This is a genomic window from Nocardioides alkalitolerans DSM 16699 (assembly GCF_000426525.1).
GTDB classification, from domain to species: domain Bacteria; phylum Actinomycetota; class Actinomycetes; order Propionibacteriales; family Nocardioidaceae; genus Nocardioides; species Nocardioides alkalitolerans.
In genome coordinates this window covers 410389-428321 of record NZ_AUFN01000012.1, presented here as the reverse complement: position 1 = coordinate 428321, position 17933 = coordinate 410389, and the positions used below count along the sequence as shown (strand labels likewise).

Genomic DNA, 17933 nt, shown 5'->3' with positions numbered 1-17933 from the left:
GGGGTGGGGTGGTTCATAGAGTTACGGCGGCCATAGCGAGAGGGAAACACCCGGTCCCATTCCGAACCCGGAAGTTAAGCCTTTCAGCGCCGATGGTACTGCGATCGAGAGGTCGTGGGAGAGTAGGACGCCGCCGGACAACACTTCAGGTAGAGGCCATCCCGTTCGCGGGATGGCCTCTACTCTATTTGCGCGCTCGGACGACTTCCGTCCACCGATGGGAAGCGCCGGGGGGCGAGGGTGACCCTCAGAGGGTGCGCATGATGGTGCCGATGCTGGGCTTCGGCTGGAACGACGTCGCCTTCTCCGGCAACCGGCGGCCACCCGTCAGCACGGCGTCGAGTGCGTCGTACGAGAGCGCCGGCACGAGGACGCCGACCCGGGGCTCGTCCCCACGGCCTGGCGGCCGCAAACCCTTCAGGGTCGCCTCCACGGAGTGGTGGTACTCGACCGCGTGCGGCGGCGCCATCGGGAGGACCCGTCGGTGGAGCGCCTCGACCGGCACCTCGTCGTCGGAGGGGTGCAGGGCGAGCGCCCAGGCCGCCGTACCGTCGGTGAGCACGAGCGTCGTGGCGTCGAGCGCCTGGAGCTGGTGGGTCACCGGCACCGGACGCAGCTCGCCGACTCCTGACTCCCGAACGGCTCGGAGCGCCACCTTCAGCGGGAGGCCGCGGACGACGCGGTGGATCGCGCCCAGGAAGAGGGGGGTGTCGGTCTGGTCCACGATCATCGCCAGCCCGCGGTCCCACCCGGTGCCGGGCAGCTCCCGCTGCAGCTGCTGGTAGGCCGCCAAGCGGTGGTGACCGTCGGCCACGATGAGCCGGGCGGGGGCGAGCGCCGTACGGAGCGCGTCGATCGCCAGGGGATCGTGGAGGTCCCAGAAACGGTGGGCCTGGCCGGCGCGGTCGACGTACTCCAGCGCGGGCGGTCCGCTCGTGAGCGTCGCGATGAGCGCGGCGTACGGCAGCGACCCCCGGTGCACCAGGAGGATCGGGGCCGGGTTCACCCCCATCACCTGCATGCGTCCGGCCAGCTCGAGGGCCTGGAGCGGGTCGACGTCCTCGTGGGGGAGGACGGCGGCGCTCGACGGGTCCTCGGTGCTGTGGTCGAGCGCCAGCAGACCGACGACGGAGCGGACCGTGAGGCCCTGGCTCGTGTACTCGTGGAGGTAGAGGGCCGGCTCGGCGTCCTGGGTGAGGTTGCCCAGGCGGCGCCAGCGCTGGATCCGGTCGGCGACCGCGCGGTGGGGTCTGGCCAGGAGCCGGGCGGAGGCCGGATCACCGACGCGCGCGGCCGAGAGCCGGGTCGCGGCGAAGGGGGAGAGACGCACGGGACCGGCGACGCACGAGACCCCCGCGCCGGCTGCTGTCTCCATCGATGCATCGTAGGGTGCGCTCGCAAGCGACGAACCGGAAGGGACCCCACGTGCTCGAGGCCACCGACGAGGTGCTGGTCGACCTCCACGACCTGGTGATGCTGGACCTGGACGGCGTGGTCTACGTCGGGCCGGACGTCGTACCCGGTGCCGGGAAGCACCTGGAGGCGGCCCGTTCGCGAGGCGTGCGTCTCGCCTTCGTGACCAACAACGCCTCCCGACCGCCCACGGTCGTCGCCGAGCACCTCACCTCCCTCGGCATCACCGCCGAGGTCGAGGACGTGGTGACCTCGGCGCAGGCGGCGTCGGCCGTGCTCGCCGACCGCCTCCCGGCCGGCAGCGCGGTCGCCGCGCTCGGCGGGGCCGGGCTGACCGAGGCGTTGCGCGAGGTCGGGCTGGAGCCGGTCGGCGTGCACGACGAGGCCGTGGCGGTGGCGTCGGGCTACGGGCCGGACGTGCTGTGGCGCGACATCATGACGGTGGCGGTGCGGGTGTGCGACGGTCTGCCGTGGGTGGCCAGCAACACCGACCACACCATCCCCACGCCCGACGGGGTGGCTCCCGGCCACGGGGTGCTGGTCGACATGCTGCAGCGCTTCACCGGGGTGGAGCCGACCGTCGCCGGCAAGCCGGCCCCACCGCTCCTCGAGACCACGATCCGTCGCTGCGGTGCCGACCGGGCCCTGATGGTGGGCGACCGGCTGGACACCGACATCGCCGGGGGGAGCGCGGTCGACGTCCCCACGCTGCTGGTGATGACAGGGGTGTCCGGCCTCGCGGAGCTGGCGTCCTGCCGGCCCGAGGACCGACCGACCTACCTGGCGGCCGACCTGGCGGGCCTGCTCGAGCCGCAGCCCGTGGTGGAGGTCGACGGCACGCGCGCGGAGGTCGGCGGCTGGCGCGCCGAGGTGGTCGACGGCCGTCTCGAGGTGCAGGGCGAGGGCGCACCGTCCGACTGGTGGCGCGCAGTGGCGACCTCGTCGTGGGTCCACCTCGACTCCGGGGCCGAGCCGGCCGACACGTCCGCTGTCCACAGCCCCGCCCGGTAGGGCGTGGCGTCGGCCCCGGGGCCGGTAGCCTCGCTCCCATGTCCGAGCAGCACGCGCCCCCGCCCCCGGTGGACCTCGAGGACCGGGTCGGCCCGACCGACGTCGTACCGACTGGTCACGCGGGGGTCGACGAGGTCCTGGGGCAGCTCGACGAGCTGCACGGGGCTCCGGTGGCCGACCACGTGGTGGTCTTCGAGCAGGTCCACGCCGGGCTGCGCCGGGTGCTCGACGACTCCGCGGCCGGCTGAGCCTCGTGCCACCACGCCGCCTCCGCCTCGACGCCGAGCTCGTCCGTCGCAAGCTCGCCCGCTCCCGTGAGCACGCCAGCGAGCTGATCGCCGCCGGTCGGGTGACCGTCTCCGGCGCCCGCGCCACCAAGCCCGCCACCGGGGTGACCACCGACGTCGCGCTCGTGGTGCGCGACGACCCCGACCGTCCCGACTTCGTCTCCCGCGGTGGGCACAAGCTCTCGGGGGCGCTCGACGCGTTCGAGGCCCAGGGCCTCGTCGTCGCCGGACGGCGCTGCCTCGACGCCGGCGCGTCCACCGGTGGCTTCACGGACGTGCTGCTCCGCCGCGACGTGGCCGAGGTCGTCGCGGTCGACGTCGGCTACGGCCAGCTGGCCTGGTCGCTGCAGCAGGACCCGCGCGTCGCGGTGCACGACCGCCAGAACATCCGCGACCTCGACACCGACGTGATCGGGGGTCCCGTGGACCTCGTCGTCGGTGACCTCTCCTTCATCTCCCTGACGCTCGTGCTCGACGCCCTCCTGGGGGTCACCCGCCCCGACGGTGACCTCGCGCTGATGGTCAAGCCCCAGTTCGAGGTCGGCAAGGACCGCGTGGGCAAGGGCGGTGTGGTGCGCGACCTCGCCCTCCGCGCGGAGGCCGTCGCAGGCGTCGCGGACGCCGCAGCCGCCCGCGGCTGGGGACCTCGCGCGGTCGTGACCAGCCCGCTGCCCGGGCCGTCGGGCAACGTCGAGTTCTTCCTCTGGCTGCGCCGCGGCGAGGCCGTCGTCGGCCACGACGACATCACGGCCGAGGTGGGCCGGACGCCCACCGAGGCCCTGTCGGACCCGGGTGAGAAGGTGGGCCCGTGACCGACTCCTCCGACCGCCGCGTGCTGGTGCTGACCCATACCGGGCGGGCCGACGCGCGAGCGGTCGCCGAGGAGTTCTGCCGGGCCCTGAGCGAGAACGGCCTCACCGTCCTCGTGCCCGCCGACGAGGCGGTCGACCTCGGTCTCGAGGGCTCGACGGTGACGGTCGTCGAGGACGGTCCGGACGTCGGCGAGGGCTGCGAGCTCGCCGTGGTGATCGGCGGCGACGGCACGATCCTCCGGGCCGCCGAGCGGGTGCGGGCCAGCGGCACGCCGCTGCTGGGCGTCAACCTGGGCCACGTGGGGTTCCTCGCCGAGTCCGAGTACGACGACGTGCCCTCCACCATCGAGGCGATCGTGCAGCGGCGCTACGTCGCGGAGGACCGCCTGACGCTCGACGTCACCGTCTTCCACGGCAAGGAGGTGCTCACCCGCACCTTCGCGCTCAACGAGGCCTCGGTCGAGAAGGCCTCCCGCGAGCGGATGCTCGAGGTCGTCGTCGAGATCGACGGACGCCCGATCTCCCGATGGGGCTGCGACGGCGTCGTGCTGGCCACGCCGACCGGCTCCACGGCCTACAACTTCAGCGCGGGCGGCCCGGTGGTCTGGCCCGAGGTCGAGGCGCTCCTCGTCGTACCGATCTCGGCGCACGCGCTCTTCGCCCGCCCGATGGTGGTGGCCCCCACCTCGGTGGTCGCCGTCGAGCTCCTCACGCCGGGGGTCGGCGCCGGTGTGCTGTGGTGCGACGGCCGCCGTACGGTCGAGCTGCCCCCCGGTGCCCGCATCGAGGTGACGCGGGGTGAGCGCTCCGTCCGGTTCGTCCGGCTCCACGACTCCCACTTCGCCGACCGGCTGGTCGCCAAGTTCGGCCTCCCCGTCGAGGGGTGGCGCGGCGTGGCCGAGCGCCGTCGTCGTGCCGTGGGCGAGGCGGGTCGCCGTGCTTGAGGAGATCCGGATCAGCTCGCTCGGGGTCATCGACTCCACGACGCTCACCCTGGGCCCGGGGCTCACGGTCGTCACGGGTGAGACGGGTGCCGGCAAGACCATGGTCGTGACCGCTCTCGGGCTGCTGCTCGGCGGTCGGGCGGACACCGGGGCCGTCCGGACGGGGTCGAAGGCGGCCCGCGTCGAGGGCGTCGTGCGCGCCGACGCGCTCGCCGACTTCGCGGCCGCCGTCGAGGAGGCGGGCGGCGTCGTCGAGGACGACCGGGCGCTGCTGGCCCGCAACATCTCCGCCGAGGGACGCAGCCGGGCGTACGCCGGGGGAGCGACCGTGCCCGTCGCGGTGCTCGGTGAGCTCGCCGGCCCGCTCGTGGCGGTCCACGGCCAGTCCGACCAGCACCGGCTGCTGCGCACGACCGCGCAGCGAGACGCGCTCGACCGCTTCGGCGGCCCCGCGCTGGCGGCGCTGGCGGCGACCTACCGCACGACGTACGACGCGCTGCTCGCCGTCGAGCGCGAGCTGGCCGACGTGCTGGCCAGCACCCGGGAGCGGGCCCGCGAGGCCGACCTCCTGCGCTTCGGCCTCGACGAGATCGACGCCGTCGAGCCGCAGCCGGGGGAGGACGACGCCCTGGCCGCGGAGGAGAAGCGGCTGGGCTACACCGACGAGCTGCGCACCGCCGCCGAGCGGGCCCGCGAGGCGCTCTCCAGCGAGCAGGGTGCCCCGGACGCCATGGGCGCGCTGGCCGCCGCCCGGTCGGCCCTCGACAGCGTGAGCGAGCACGACCCCGCTGCGGCCGAGCTGGCGCAGCGGGTGGCCGAGGTCGGCTACCTGCTCACCGACGCGGCGGCCGACGTGGCGTCGTACGCCTCGGGGGTCGACGTCGACCCGGCCCGCCTGGCGGCCGTCTCCGAGCGTCGGGCGGCGCTGACGGCGCTGACGCGCAAGTACGGCGCCACGGTCGAGGAGGTGCTGGCCTGGTCGGCAGCCTCCGCGAAGCGCCTCACCGAGCTCGAGGCGGCCGACGACAGCGTCGACGAGCTGCGCGAGCGCCGGCAGGGCCTGCGCACGGAGCTGGCGACGGCGGCCCGGGCGCTGAGCGAGGCGCGCCAGGCGGCGGCGGTCGACCTCGGCGCGCGCGTCGAGGCCGAGCTGGCCCACCTCGCCATGCCCCACGCCCGGTTCCGCATCGACGTCCGGGTGGTCGACCAGGCGCCACGCGACGACGACGAGCCCGGGAGCGGTGACGACGAGCAGCGCGCACCGCTCGAGGTCGACGGCCGCCACCTGCGCTTCGGCCGCCACGGCCTCGACGACGTCGAGATGCTGCTGGCCGCCAACACCGGCTCCGAGCCCCGCCCGCTCACCAAGGGGGCGTCGGGCGGCGAGCTCTCGCGCGTGATGCTGGCGCTCGAGGTCTCCCTGGCGGCGACGAGCCCCGTGCCGACGTTCGTGTTCGACGAGGTCGACGCCGGGGTCGGCGGCAAGGCGGGCATCGAGATCGGCCGCCGGCTGGCCGCGCTGGCCACGCACAAGCAGGTGCTCGTGGTGACCCACCTGCCGCAGGTCGCGGCGTACGCCGACGCGCACGTCGTGGTGCGCAAGGAGAACGACGGGTCGGTGACGAGCTCGGGGCTGCAGACGCTGGACACCGACCAGCGCGAGCAGGAGCTGTCGCGGATGCTGGCCGGTCTGGAGTCCTCCGACACCGCCGTCGCCCACGCCCGTGAGCTGCTCGGCTCGGCGAGCACGGAGAAGGCGCGCGCGGCCACGGAGGCCGCGGCGCCGCGGAAGGCCTCCCGCAAGGGCGCGCGCGCCGTCTCCTGAGCGTCAGCCCCTCCGGCTCGGGTGACGCACCCCTCCGACGCGCCCGGCCCGTCCTCCGCGGAGATGGCCGTCGGCGCTGTCACGATGGGGAGACCATGAGACTACGCACGCGCAACGACGCCCCCGAGGTCCTCCCCGGCGTGACCGGCACCGCGAGGGTCGGCCGCCGCTCCTCCGCCGTGACCGCCCGCCTCCGGGCCGGCGACGTGGCCGTGATCGACCTCGTCGACATGGACCGCACGACCGCCCAGGCCCTCGTCGACGCGCAGGTCGTCGCCGTCCTGAACGCCCAGCCGATGGTCTCCGGCCGCTACCCGAACCGAGGCCCCCAGGTGCTCGTCGACGCCGGGATCCCGGTGGTCGACCAGCTCGGCGAGGCCGTCGTGACCGACCTCACCGACGGTGCCGTCGTACGGGTGCACGAGGGCGCCGCCTACCTCGGCGACGTCGCGGTGGCCCGCGGCCGCGAGGTGGACGGCGCGCTGCTGACCCGGCTCCTGGCCGACGCCCGCGACGGCCTCACCAGCCAGCTGGAGAACTTCACCCACAACGCCAGCGAGTTCCTCCGCCGCGAGCAGGACCTGCTGCTGCACGGCCAGGGCTTCCCGCTCCCGGAGACGGCCATCGCCGGCCGACCGGTCGTGGTCGTCGTCCGCGGTGAGAACCTCGAGAGCGAGCTCAAGTCGATGGGTCGGTTCCTCACCGAGCAGCGCCCCGTGCTCGTGGGCGTCGACCGCGCCGCCGACGACCTCCTCAAGGCCGGCCGCACCCCCGACATCGTGGTGCTCAGCAGCGGCATCGACGCCGCGCTGCCGTCGACCAAGGCGCTGAAGGCCGCGACCGACGTCATCGCTGTCGTGCCCGAGGGCATCAGCCGCGACGCGTCGGCACAGCTCGACCGGCTCGGCGTGCGGCCCCGCAAGGTGCAGACGCAGGCCAGCGCCGAGGACGTCGCGCTGCTCATCGCCGACCGGCAGGACGCCTCCGTGATCGTCGGCATCGGGCTGCACGCCACGCTCGACGACTTCCTCGACCGGCAGCGCGCCGGTCTCGCCAGCACCTACCTGACCCGGCTCAAGGTCGGTCGTCGCCTCGTCGACGCCGCCACCGTGCCGACCCTCTACTCCGGCCGCGTCCGCCCGCTGCACCTCGTGCTCCTGGTGCTGGTCGGGATCATCGCGCTCGCCGCCGCCATCTCCGTGACCCCGGTCGGACAGGAGTGGGCCGACCAGGTCGGCGCCTGGGCCGGTGACCTCGTCGACTACCTGCAAGGACTCACCTCTTGATCTCGTTCCGCCACCATCTCGTCTCGATCATCGCCGTGTTCGTGGCCCTGGCCGTCGGCGTCGTCCTGGGAGGAGGTCCGCTCTCGGAGCTCGGTCGTGACGACGAGCCCGAGCAGGCGGCCCCCCAGGAGCGGGACGACTCGGACCTCCAGGTCGCGTTCGGCGACTCGTTCGCCCAGGCTGCGGCCGCCCCACTCCTGGGCACCCGCCTCGAGGGCCAGCAGGTCGCCCTGGTCACGCTGCCGGGTGCGCCCGCCGACGTCGTCGACGGCGTCGTCGCCCAGGTGGAGGCCGGTGGCGGCCAGATCAGCGGACGCTTCGATGGCCGCTCCGCCCTGGTCACGCCCGGCGAGCAGAACCTCGTCAACTCCCTCGGCACCCAGCTGGTGACCGACCTCGACCTCGCCGACGAGCTCTCGCCGGAGCTCGGCTCGCACGAGCGCATCGGCCGGCTCATCGGCCTCGCCGTCGCCAGCACCGAGCCCGAGGGCGAGGAGCCCGACGCCGCGGCCGGCACGGTGCTCGAGGCGCTGCAGAGCGCCGACCTGCTGACCGCCGACGACGCGGCCGCAGGCCGCGCGCCGCTCGTGCTCGTCGTGATGGGGGAGGACCGCGACGACCCCGACTCGACCGCGCTGGTCGCCGGCCTGGCCCGCGGGCTCGCCGTCACGTCCATCGGCACCGTCGTCGTCGGCAGCACCACCTCGGGCGAGGACGGCGACCTCTCCGTGCTGCGGCAGGAGGACCTCGGCACCGCCACGACGGTGGACGGCGACGAGACGACCGTCGGCCAGGTGAGCGCCGCGCTGGCGCTCGCGAACGCCCTCAGCGGTGAGAACGGCGCGTTCGGTGCCTCCGGGGCCGACGGAACCGTTCCACTCGGGTAGGGTGGAAGCCCGTGAAGAACTCGACGCCCACGAAGCATGTTTTCGTCACCGGGGGCGTCGCCTCCTCTCTCGGAAAAGGCCTCACCGCCTCCAGTCTGGGCAACCTCCTGAAGTCACGTGGACTCACCGTGACCATGCAGAAGCTCGACCCCTACCTGAACGTCGACCCCGGGACGATGAACCCGTTCCAGCACGGCGAGGTGTTCGTCACCAACGACGGCGCCGAGACCGACCTCGACATCGGGCACTACGAGCGGTTCCTCGACACCGACCTGAACCAGATCGCCAACGTCACGACCGGCCAGGTCTACTCGACGGTGATCCAGCGGGAGCGACGCGGCGACTACCTCGGTGACACCGTGCAGGTCATCCCGCACATCACCAACGAGATCAAGGACCGCATGCTCGCGATGGGCGGCGACGGCATCGACGTCGTCATCCACGAGATCGGCGGCACGGTCGGCGACATCGAGTCGCAGCCCTTCCTCGAGTCGGCGCGCCAGGTGCGCCACGAGGTCGGCCGCGGCAACTGCTTCTTCATCCACGTCTCGCTGGTGCCGTTCATCGGCCCGTCGGGCGAGCTGAAGACGAAGCCGACGCAGCACTCGGTGGCGGCGCTGCGCTCCATCGGCATCCAGCCCGACTCCGTCGTGTGCCGCGCCGACCGCGAGCTGCCGACGTCGATCAAGCGCAAGATCTCGCTGATGTGCGACGTCGACGAGGAGGCCGTGATCACGTGCGCCGACGCGCCGTCGATCTACGACATCCCGAAGGTGCTGCACCGCGAGGGGCTCGACGCGTACGTCGTGCGCCGCCTCGACCTGCCGTTCCGCGACGTCGACTGGACCGTCTGGGACGACCTGCTGCGCCGCGTGCACCACCCGGCCGAGGAGGTCACGGTCGCCCTCGTCGGCAAGTACGTCGACCTCCCCGACGCGTACCTCTCGGTGGCCGAGGCGCTGCGGGCGGGCGGGTTCGCCCACGAGGCGAAGGTGCACCTGCGCTGGGTGCCTGCCGACGACTGCGCCACCCCGGCGGGCGCGCAGCGCGCGCTCAACGACGTCGACGCGATCTGCGTGCCGGGCGGCTTCGGCATCCGGGGCCTCGAGGGCAAGCTCGGCGCCCTGACCTACGCGCGCACCCACGGCATCCCGACGCTGGGCCTGTGCCTCGGGCTGCAGTCGATGGTGATCGAGTACGCCCGCAACGTCGCCGGCCTCGTCGGCGCCGACTCCACCGAGTTCGATCCCGCGACCCCCGAGCCGGTCATCGCGACGATGGCCGAGCAGCGCGAGTACGTCGAGGGCGCCGGCGACCTGGGCGGCACGATGCGCCTCGGTCTCTACCCGGCGGACCTCAAGGACGGCACCGTGGTGCGGGCGACGTACGACGCCCCGCGCGTCGAGGAGCGCCACCGCCACCGCTACGAGGTCAACAACGCCTACCGCGGCAAGCTCGAGGAGGCCGGCCTGGTCTTCTCCGGCACGTCGCCCGACGACCAGCTCGTCGAGTTCGTCGAGCTGCCGCGCGAGGTGCACCCGTACTACGTCTCGACCCAGGCGCACCCCGAGCTGCTCTCGCGGCCGACGCGGGCCCACCCCCTGTTCGCGGGGCTGGTCGGCGCGGCGATCGAGCGCCAGCGCGAGCTGCTCATCCCGATCGACGGCGAGGACTCCTGACATGAGCGAGCAGCGCGACGACCTCCGGGACGAGGAGGCCGCCTGGCCGGTGGAGTCCTCCGAGGACCTCCACCGCGACGGGTGGGTCGTCGCGCTGCGCGCCGACCGGGTCAAGCGGCCCGGGGCCGACGACGAGCCCGCCTTCCGGCGGATCGTGCTCGAGCACCCCGGTGCCGTCGTGATCCTCGCGATCGACGACGAGGACCGGGTGCTCTGCCTGCGCCAGTACCGGCACGCGGCCCAGCGCCGGTTCGTGGAGCTGCCCGCGGGGCTGCTCGACGTACCCGGGGAGGAGCCCGTCGAGGTGGCGCGCCGCGAGCTGCGCGAGGAGGCCGCGTTCACCGCCGAGCGGTGGACGCACCTGCTCACGACGTACTCGTCGCCCGGTATCAGCAGCGAGCGCATCGCCACCTTCCTGGCCGAGGGCCTCACCGCCACCGACCGCGGCGACTTCGAGCTGAAGCACGAGGAGGCCGACATGGAGACCCTCTGGGTGCCGTTCGACGACCTGCTCGCCGCCGTGCTCGACGGGCGCGTGGCCGACGCGCCGGTGGCCCTCGCCGTGCTGGCGCACCAGGTCCGCCGTACGGGGGGCACGCCCTGACCACGACGGCGACGGGCACGCTCGCGCGGGCCGTCACGACGTACCTCGACCACCTGGCCGTGGAGCGCGGCTCGGCGGCCAACACGCTCTCGTCGTACCGGCGCGACCTCCGTCGCTACCTCGCCTTCCTCGACGCTCGTGGCGTCGAGACCGTCGACGGCGTCACGACCGAGGTCGTCGCGGACTTCCTCGTCGGGCTCCGCACCGGCGACGACGAGCACCCGCCGTTGGGCGCCAGCTCGGCCGCCCGCACGCTCGTGGCGGTGCGCGGCTTCCACCGCTTCGCGCTGCGCGACGGACTGGCCGTGAACGACCCCGCCGCCGCCGTGAAGCCGCCGACGCCCGCCAAGCGGCTGCCCAAGGCGCTGCCGCTCTCCGACGTCGAGGCCATCCTGGACGCGGCCGGAGCCCCGGGGACGACGCTGTCGTTGCGGGACCGGGCGCTGCTCGAGGTCCTGTACGGCACGGGTGCCCGCATCTCGGAGGCCGTCGGGCTCGACGTCGACGACGTGGACCGCACCCAGGGCACCGTCTGGTTGCGCGGCAAGGGCGGCAAGGAGCGGGTCGTGCCGGTTGGCTCCTACGCCCTGGAGGCGCTCGAGGCCTACCTCGTGCGCGCCCGGCCCGACCTCGTCACCACCGGCTCCGGCACGCCCGCCCTGTTCCTCAACGCCCGCGGGGGCCGGCTCTCGCGCCAGAGCGCCTGGACCGTGCTGGTGCGCTGCGCCGACCGGGCGGGCGTCACCGGCGACGTCTCGCCCCACACCCTTCGGCACTCGTTCGCGACGCACCTGCTCGACGGCGGCGCCGACGTGCGCGTCGTGCAGGAGCTGCTCGGCCACGCCTCGGTGACGACGACGCAGATCTACACGCTCGTCACCGTCGACAACCTCCGCGAGGCCTTCGCGCTCGCGCACCCCCGTGCCCGTGACTGACGCGCCCGTCGTGCCGGCCGACGTCACGGCCCCGCCCCTGCTGGCCGTCGCCGACGCGGCGGGCAGCGACGCCGACGCGCTGTACGCCGGCTTCTCCACCTGGGCCGAGGAACGGGGCGTCCCGCTCTACCCGCACCAGGACGAGGCCGTCATCGAGCTGCTGGCGGGCGCCAACGTCGTGCTCGCCACCCCCACGGGCTCCGGCAAGTCGCTCGTGGCCGCCGCGGCCCACGCGGCCGCGCTCGCCGACGACCGGGTCAGCTTCTACACCGCCCCGATCAAGGCGCTGGTGAGCGAGAAGTTCTTCGACCTGTGCGCCCTCTTCGGTGCCGACAACGTCGGCATGCTGACGGGCGACGCGGCGGTCAACGCCGACGCCCCGATCATCTGCTGCACCGCCGAGATCCTGGCCAACCTCGCCCTGCGCGAGGGCGCGGGTGCCGACGTGGGCCTCGTCGTGATGGACGAGTTCCACTACTACGGCGACGCGGACCGCGGCTGGGCGTGGCAGGTGCCGCTGCTCACGCTGCCGCACGCCCAGTTCCTGCTCATGTCGGCGACCCTCGGCGACACGACGGCGCTGCGGGAGGACCTGTCGCGCCGTACGGGCCGGGAGACCGCCCTCGTGGCCGACGCCGCGCGCCCCGTGCCGCTCGACTTCCGGTGGGCGATGACGCCGCTGGGGGAGACGCTCGAGGAGCTCGTCACCACCCACCAGGCGCCGGTCTACGTCGTGCACTTCACCCAGGCGGCGGCCGTCGAGCACGCCACCAGCCTCGTCGGCAGCGGCGGGCTGGTCGCGCTGACCGGGCGCAGGAGCGAGGCGTGGAAGGAGCAGCGTGAGCGGATCGCGGCACGCATCGGCGACTTCCGCTTCGGTGCGGGCTTCGGCAAGACGCTCTCGAAGCTGCTGCGCCAGGGCGTCGGGGTGCACCACGCCGGGATGCTGCCGCGCTACCGGCGCCTCGTCGAGCAGCTCGCCCAGGACGGGCTGCTCGCCGTCATCTGCGGCACCGACACGCTCGGCGTCGGCATCAACGTGCCGATCCGCACGGTGCTGTTCACCGGGCTGGCGAAGTTCGACGGCACCCGGCAGCGGGTGCTGCGCACCCGGGAGTTCCTGCAGATCGCCGGCCGCGCCGGCCGCGCGGGCTTCGACACGGCGGGGTACGTCGTGGTCCAGGCGCCCGAGCACGCGATCGCGAACGAGAAGGCCCGCGCGAAGTCGGAGGCGAAGAACGCCGCGATGAGCGAGGAGAAGCGCGCCAAGAAGAAGAGCAAGCCCCAGCTGAGCAAGCCGCCCGAGGGCACCATCGTCTGGACCGAGCAGACCTTCGACAAGCTCGTCGCCGGCGCGCCGGACCCGCTGGGGTCGCGCATGCGCGTCACCAACGCGATGGTGCTCGCCGTGGTCGCCCGCGAGGCCGACGCGTTCGCGATCCTGCGCACGCTGCTGATGGACAACCACGAGGACCGGCGCAACCAGCTGCGGCTCGCCCGGCGGGCGCTGCGGCTGGCCCGCAGCCTCGTGCGGTCCGGGGTGCTGGAGCGCCTCGACGAGCTCGACGAGTTCGGCCGCCGCTACGTGCTGACCGAGAGCCTGCCGGCCGACTTCGCGCTCAACCAGCCGCTGGCGCACTTCGCGCTGGCCGCCCTCGACGTGCTCGACCCGGAGTCTCCGACGTACACGCTCGACGTGCTGTCGGTGGTGGAGTCGGTGCTCGACGAGCCCCGCCAGATCCTCATGGCGCAGCAGCACACGGCCCGCGGTGAGGCGGTCGCGGAGATGAAGGCCGACGGGATCGAGTACGAGGAGCGCATGGTGCTCCTCGAGCAGATCACGTGGCCGCAGCCGCTGCGCGAGCTGCTCGAGGGCGTCTACGAGATCTACCGCGAGACCCACCCGTGGCTGCCCGAGGACGCGCTGAGCCCCAAGTCCGTCGTCCGCGAGATGTACGAGCAGGCGATGAGCTTCACCGACGTCGTCTCCCGCTACGGGCTCGCGCGCTCCGAGGGCATCGTGCTGCGCTACCTCTCCGACGCCTACCGCACGCTGCGCCACACCGTGCCCGAGGCCCACCGCACCGAGCAGCTCGACGAGATCGTCGCGTGGCTGGGCGAGACCATCCGCCAGACCGACTCGAGCCTCATCGACGAGTGGGAGGCGCTGACGGCCGACGACCCCGAGGCGGTACGGCGGGCCGCTGCCGAGCGCGCCGCGGGCGGGGCGCCCGTGCCGGGCAACGCCCGACCGCTGTCGGGCCAGCCCGCGTTCCGCGTGATGGTGCGCAACGCGGTCTTCGCCCAGGTGCAGCGCATGGCCCGCGACGAGCTCGACGCCCTCGTGCGTGCGGAGCGCTCCGCGGCCGACCGCACGGACCCGCCCCGGGAGGTCCTGATGGGCCGCAGCCGGTGGGACGAGGCCCTCGAGGAGTACTTCGCCGAGCACGACGAGCTGCGCACCGGTGCCGATGCCCGCGGGCCGCAGCTCTTCTCGCTGACCGAGGACACGGGGCCCGCGCCCGGCCACGTCGACGGCGAGGACGCGCCCGTCGTGCGCCGACTGCGGGTCACGCAGGTGCTCGACGACCCCGAGGGCCACCACGACTGGGTGCTGGAGGGCCTCGTCGACCTCGACGCGACCGACGAGGTGGGTGAGCTGCTCCTGCTCACCACGGCGGTCCGACGGTTGTAGAGTCGCCCCAGCCCGACGCGAGTCGTCGAGTCGACAAATACCGCACCCTCTCGAGGAGCCAGACAAGCGTGACCGACCACCTGCCGTTCGAGACCGCCAGTCCCGCGGTCGGCCCCTCGGTCGCCACGGAGGCCGGCACGATGGGCCCGACCGGTCGGCCGATGCCCGTGCTCCCGGAGCCGAAGCCCGTGACCCACCACGGCGGCGCCCGCGTCGTCGCGATGTGCAACCAGAAGGGCGGCGTCGGCAAGACGACGACCACCATCAACCTGGGTGCGGCGCTGGCCGAGCTGGGCCGCACGGTGCTGCTCGTCGACTTCGACCCGCAGGGCTCGCTCTCGGTGGGCCTCGGCCTCAACCCGCACGAGCTCGACCTCTCGATCTACAACCTGCTCATGCAGTCCGACGTGACCCTCGACGAGGTCGTCGTGGAGACGGGCGTCGAGGGCATGGATCTGCTGCCCTCCAACATCGACCTCTCGGCCGCGGAGGTCCAGCTCGTGCAGGAGGTCGCGCGCGAGCAGACCCTGGCCCGCGTGCTGCGCCCGGCGGTCGAGCGCTACGACGTGATCCTCATCGACTGCCAGCCCTCGCTGGGCCTGCTCACCGTCAACGCGCTGACCGCGGCCGACAGCGTCATCGTGCCGCTCGAGTGCGAGTACTTCGCGCTGCGCGGGGTCGCGCTGCTCAAGACCACGATCGACAAGGTCGCCGAGCGCCTCAACCCGCGCCTCGTGATCGACGGCGTGCTGGGCACCATGTACGACGGCCGCACGCTCCACGGCCGCGAGGTCATGGAGCGGCTCGTGCAGGCGTGGGGCGACACCGTCTTCCACACCGTCATCCGCCGCACGGTGAAGTTCTCGGACTCCACGGTCGCCGGCGAGCCCATCACGACGTACGCCTCCCGCTCCACGGGTGCCGAGTCCTACCGCCAGCTCGCCAAGGAGGTGCTCGCCCGGTGGCCCGGCGCGTGAGCCTGCCGTCGGCGGACGACCTGTTCCGACCGACCGCCGACGACGCCGCGCCCCGGGACGAGAAGGCCGCGCACGCGCAGCAGGCCGCCGAGCAGGCGGCCGCCGAGAAGGCCGCCGGCGAGGCCCGCCGTACCAGCGGACGGGTCAAGCACGACGAGAAGATGACCGTCTACGTGACCTCCGCGGAGCTGCTCGAGCTCGAGCAGGCGCGGCTCACCCTGCGGGCCCGGCACGGCGTCGTCGCCGACCGCGGCCGACTCGTGCGGGAGGCCGTCGCCCTGGCGCTGGAGGACCTCGAGGAGAACGGCGCGGACGCGGCCATCGTGCGCCGGCTGAACGGCGAGGGATGACGACGGCCGCCGAGCCCGTCACGACCGCCGAGCCCGGGGACGGGTCGGCGCCGGCGTTCGCCGTGCACCTCACGAACTTCGAGGGCCCGTTCGACCTGCTCCTCACCCTGATCTCGAAGCACAAGATGGACGTCACCGAGGTGGCGCTGTCGCGGGTCACCGACGAGTTCATCGCCCACGTGAAGGCCGGGGGACCGGTGTGGGACCTCGAGCAGACGACGTCGTTCCTGCTCGTGGCCGCCACGCTGCTCGACCTCAAGGCCGCCCGGCTGCTGCCCGCCGGCGACGTCGAGGACGAGGAGGACCTCGCGCTGCTCGAGGCCCGGGACCTGCTGTTCGCCCGGCTGCTGCAGTACAAGGCCTACCGCCAGGTGGCCGGGGTGCTCGAGCGCCGGCTGGCCGACGAGACCCGCCGGCACCCGCGGGTGGTCGGGCTCGACGAGCGGTTCGCGACCCTGCTGCCGGACGTGCTGATCGGCATCGGCCTGGAGGAGTTCGCGCGGCTCGCCGCGCGGGCCATGACCCCGAAGGCGCCGCTCGAGCTCTCGCTGCAGCACATCCACGCGCCCACCGTCAGCGTCCGCGAGCAGGGTGCGCTCGTCATCGCGCGCCTGCGCCGCCAGGGCGCCACCACGTTCGCGGCGCTCTGCTCCGACGCCCCCGACACCATGACCACCGTCGCGCGGTTCCTCGCGCTGCTCGAGCTGTTCCGCGAGGGCGCCGTCGCGTTCGACCAGGCCGAGGCGCTCGCCGAGCTGACCGTGCGCTGGACGGGCGGCGACGCCGAGGGCATCGAGATCACCGACGAGTTCGAGGGCGCCCCGCCGGACGCCTCGCCCGCCGTACCCGCGCCGCAGGAGGCCCCCGGTGACTGACGCGACCCCGGAGGAGCCGCTGGAGCAGGGGGAGCCCGCCCCCGTGGCGCTGCGGCCCGCGATCGAGGCGATCCTCATGGTCGCGGACCAGCCGCTGCCGTCGGTGACGCTCGCCGTCACCACCGGCCACACCGTGCCCGACGTCGACCGGGCCCTGGCCGACCTCGAACGCGAGTACGCCGAGCAGGGGCGGGGCTTCGAGCTGCGCAACGTGGCCGGCGGCTGGCGCTACTACACGCGCGAGGAGCACGCCGGCGTCGTCGAGAGGTTCGTGCTGGAGGGCCAGTCGGCCCGGCTCACCCAGGCGGCGCTCGAGACCCTCGCGATCGTCGCCTACCAGCAGCCGGTCTCGCGGGCCCGGGTCTCGGCCGTCCGCGGCGTCAACGTCGACGGTGTCATGCGCACGCTCCTGGCCCGCGGCCTCGTGGAGGAGGCCGGCACCGACGAGACCTCCGGCGCCCACCTCTACCGCACCACCTCGTACTTCCTCGAGCGCATCGGCGTGACCTCGCTCGACGACCTGCCGGCGCTCGCGCCGTACCTGCCCGACATGGACGACCTGGAGGAGAACCCCGGATGAGCCCCATCGAGACCGACGACGAGGGCCTGATCCGGCTGCAGAAGCTGCTCGCGCAGTCGGGCGTCGCCTCACGCCGCAAGTGCGAGGAGCTCATGCTCGGTGGGCTCGTCGAGGTGGACGGCGAGGTCGTCACGCGCCTCGGCACGAAGGTCGACCCGGCCACCGCGGTGATCCGGGTGGACGGCCAGCGCCTGCCCCCGATCTCGCCCCACGTCTACCTCGTGCTCAACAAGCCGCGCGGGGTGGTGTCGACGATGAGCGACCCCGAGGGCCGGCGCACGCTGGGCGACCTCGTGGCCGACCGGCCGGAGCGGCTGTTCCACGTGGGCCGCCTCGACACCGACACCACCGGTCTGCTGCTGCTGACGAACGACGGCGACTTCGCGCAGCGCATGGCGCACCCGTCCTACGAGGTCGACAAGACGTACGTCGCGGAGGTCGACGGCGTCGTGTCCAAGGAGACGGTCCAGGCCCTGCTCGCCGGGGTGGAGCTCGACGACGGGCCGGTCGAGGTCAGCCGTGCGCGCGTGCTCCAGCACTCGCCCAAGGGCTCCAAGGCCGAGGACCGCACCATCGTCGAGGTGGTGCTGCACGAGGGCCGCAACCGCATCGTGCGGCGCCTGTTCGACCACCTCGGCCACCCGGTGCGCAAGCTGACCCGCACGAAGGTCGGCCCGGTGGAGCTGCAGCAGCTGCCCGCCGGCGGGATGCGGGACCTGACCCGTGACGAGCTGGGCGCACTGCTGGACCACGCCAAGCTCTGAGCGTCGCCG

General features: G+C 73.6%; 17 protein-coding genes and 1 rRNA gene. 17 read left to right on the top strand and 1 reads right to left on the bottom strand.

Translation table 11 applies throughout. From position 1 onward, the window contains the following. Positions 1 to 22: 22 nt before the first annotated feature. Positions 23 to 139: ribosomal RNA gene (gene rrf / locus K329_RS0111915) — 5S ribosomal RNA — on the top strand. 108 nt (positions 140 to 247) lie between these two features. Here the strand turns inward: rrf and K329_RS0111910 are convergent. After that, positions 248 to 1375 carry a DUF1015 family protein gene (locus K329_RS0111910; RefSeq protein WP_028473219.1) on the bottom strand — a complete coding sequence of 376 codons (1128 nt, stop codon included), beginning with the start codon at positions 1373 to 1375 and terminating at the stop codon, positions 248 to 250. A 50-nt stretch (positions 1376 to 1425) separates the two neighbouring features. Between K329_RS0111910 and K329_RS0111905 the strand changes: the two genes are divergently transcribed. From K329_RS0111905 to K329_RS0111830, 16 genes are all read left to right on the top strand, one after another. Then, positions 1426 to 2424 (top strand): HAD-IIA family hydrolase, encoded by a 999-nt coding sequence (locus K329_RS0111905; protein WP_028473218.1) that lies wholly within the window; start codon positions 1426 to 1428, stop codon positions 2422 to 2424. 38 nt (positions 2425 to 2462) lie between these two features. Further along, positions 2463 to 2672, top strand: coding sequence for a hypothetical protein (locus K329_RS26385; RefSeq protein ID WP_043643066.1), 210 nt, complete (start codon positions 2463 to 2465; stop codon positions 2670 to 2672). A gap of 5 nt (positions 2673 to 2677) precedes the next feature. Continuing rightward, a complete protein-coding gene (locus tag K329_RS0111895; protein ID WP_028473217.1) occupies positions 2678 to 3523 on the top strand; it encodes a TlyA family RNA methyltransferase in 846 nt (281 codons plus the stop codon). Beyond that, the gene (locus K329_RS0111890; RefSeq protein ID WP_028473216.1) at positions 3520 to 4467 is read left to right on the top strand and encodes an NAD kinase; all 948 of its coding nucleotides are present in this window, start codon (positions 3520 to 3522) and stop codon (positions 4465 to 4467) included. The genes K329_RS0111895 and K329_RS0111890 overlap by 4 nt, the downstream gene beginning before the upstream one ends. Beyond that, positions 4460 to 6292: a DNA repair protein RecN gene (gene recN / locus K329_RS0111885; RefSeq protein WP_028473215.1), complete on the top strand. Its 1833-nt coding sequence runs from the start codon at positions 4460 to 4462 to the stop codon at positions 6290 to 6292. The genes K329_RS0111890 and recN overlap by 8 nt, the downstream gene beginning before the upstream one ends. Before the next feature lie 95 nt (positions 6293 to 6387). Then, on the top strand, positions 6388 to 7578 hold the full coding sequence (gene steA / locus K329_RS0111880) for a putative cytokinetic ring protein SteA (RefSeq protein WP_028473214.1): 1191 nt from the start codon (positions 6388 to 6390) through the stop codon (positions 7576 to 7578). Continuing rightward, positions 7575 to 8465 carry a copper transporter gene (locus K329_RS0111875; protein ID WP_028473213.1) on the top strand — a complete coding sequence of 297 codons (891 nt, stop codon included), beginning with the start codon at positions 7575 to 7577 and terminating at the stop codon, positions 8463 to 8465. Before steA ends, K329_RS0111875 begins: the two co-directional genes overlap by 4 nt. 11 nt (positions 8466 to 8476) lie before the next feature. Further along, positions 8477 to 10144: a CTP synthase gene (locus tag K329_RS0111870; RefSeq protein WP_028473212.1), complete on the top strand. Its 1668-nt coding sequence runs from the start codon at positions 8477 to 8479 to the stop codon at positions 10142 to 10144. A 1-nt stretch (position 10145) separates the two neighbouring features. After that, on the top strand, positions 10146 to 10748 hold the full coding sequence (locus K329_RS0111865) for an NUDIX domain-containing protein (protein WP_028473211.1): 603 nt from the start codon (positions 10146 to 10148) through the stop codon (positions 10746 to 10748). Next, a complete protein-coding gene (xerD, locus tag K329_RS0111860) occupies positions 10745 to 11683 on the top strand; it encodes a site-specific tyrosine recombinase XerD (RefSeq protein ID WP_028473210.1) in 939 nt (312 codons plus the stop codon). The genes K329_RS0111865 and xerD overlap by 4 nt, the downstream gene beginning before the upstream one ends. A 79-nt stretch (positions 11684 to 11762) precedes the next feature. Then, the gene (locus tag K329_RS0111855; RefSeq protein ID WP_245596538.1) at positions 11763 to 14378 is read left to right on the top strand and encodes a DEAD/DEAH box helicase; all 2616 of its coding nucleotides are present in this window, start codon (positions 11763 to 11765) and stop codon (positions 14376 to 14378) included. Positions 14379 to 14446: 68 nt separating this feature from the next. Next, a complete protein-coding gene (locus tag K329_RS26380) occupies positions 14447 to 15355 on the top strand; it encodes a ParA family protein (protein ID WP_043643064.1) in 909 nt (302 codons plus the stop codon). Beyond that, positions 15340 to 15705 (top strand): hypothetical protein, encoded by a 366-nt coding sequence (locus K329_RS0111845; protein ID WP_028473208.1) that lies wholly within the window; start codon positions 15340 to 15342, stop codon positions 15703 to 15705. The genes K329_RS26380 and K329_RS0111845 overlap by 16 nt, the downstream gene beginning before the upstream one ends. Continuing rightward, positions 15702 to 16580, top strand: a complete 879-nt coding sequence (locus tag K329_RS26375; RefSeq protein ID WP_052336782.1) for a segregation and condensation protein A — start codon at positions 15702 to 15704, stop codon at positions 16578 to 16580. The genes K329_RS0111845 and K329_RS26375 overlap by 4 nt, the downstream gene beginning before the upstream one ends. Continuing rightward, positions 16573 to 17160 carry an SMC-Scp complex subunit ScpB gene (gene scpB / locus K329_RS0111835; RefSeq protein ID WP_028473207.1) on the top strand — a complete coding sequence of 196 codons (588 nt, stop codon included), beginning with the start codon at positions 16573 to 16575 and terminating at the stop codon, positions 17158 to 17160. Before K329_RS26375 ends, scpB begins: the two co-directional genes overlap by 8 nt. Further along, positions 17157 to 17924 carry a pseudouridine synthase gene (locus K329_RS0111830; protein ID WP_028473206.1) on the top strand — a complete coding sequence of 256 codons (768 nt, stop codon included), beginning with the start codon at positions 17157 to 17159 and terminating at the stop codon, positions 17922 to 17924. Before scpB ends, K329_RS0111830 begins: the two co-directional genes overlap by 4 nt. Positions 17925 to 17933 lie beyond the last annotated feature (9 nt).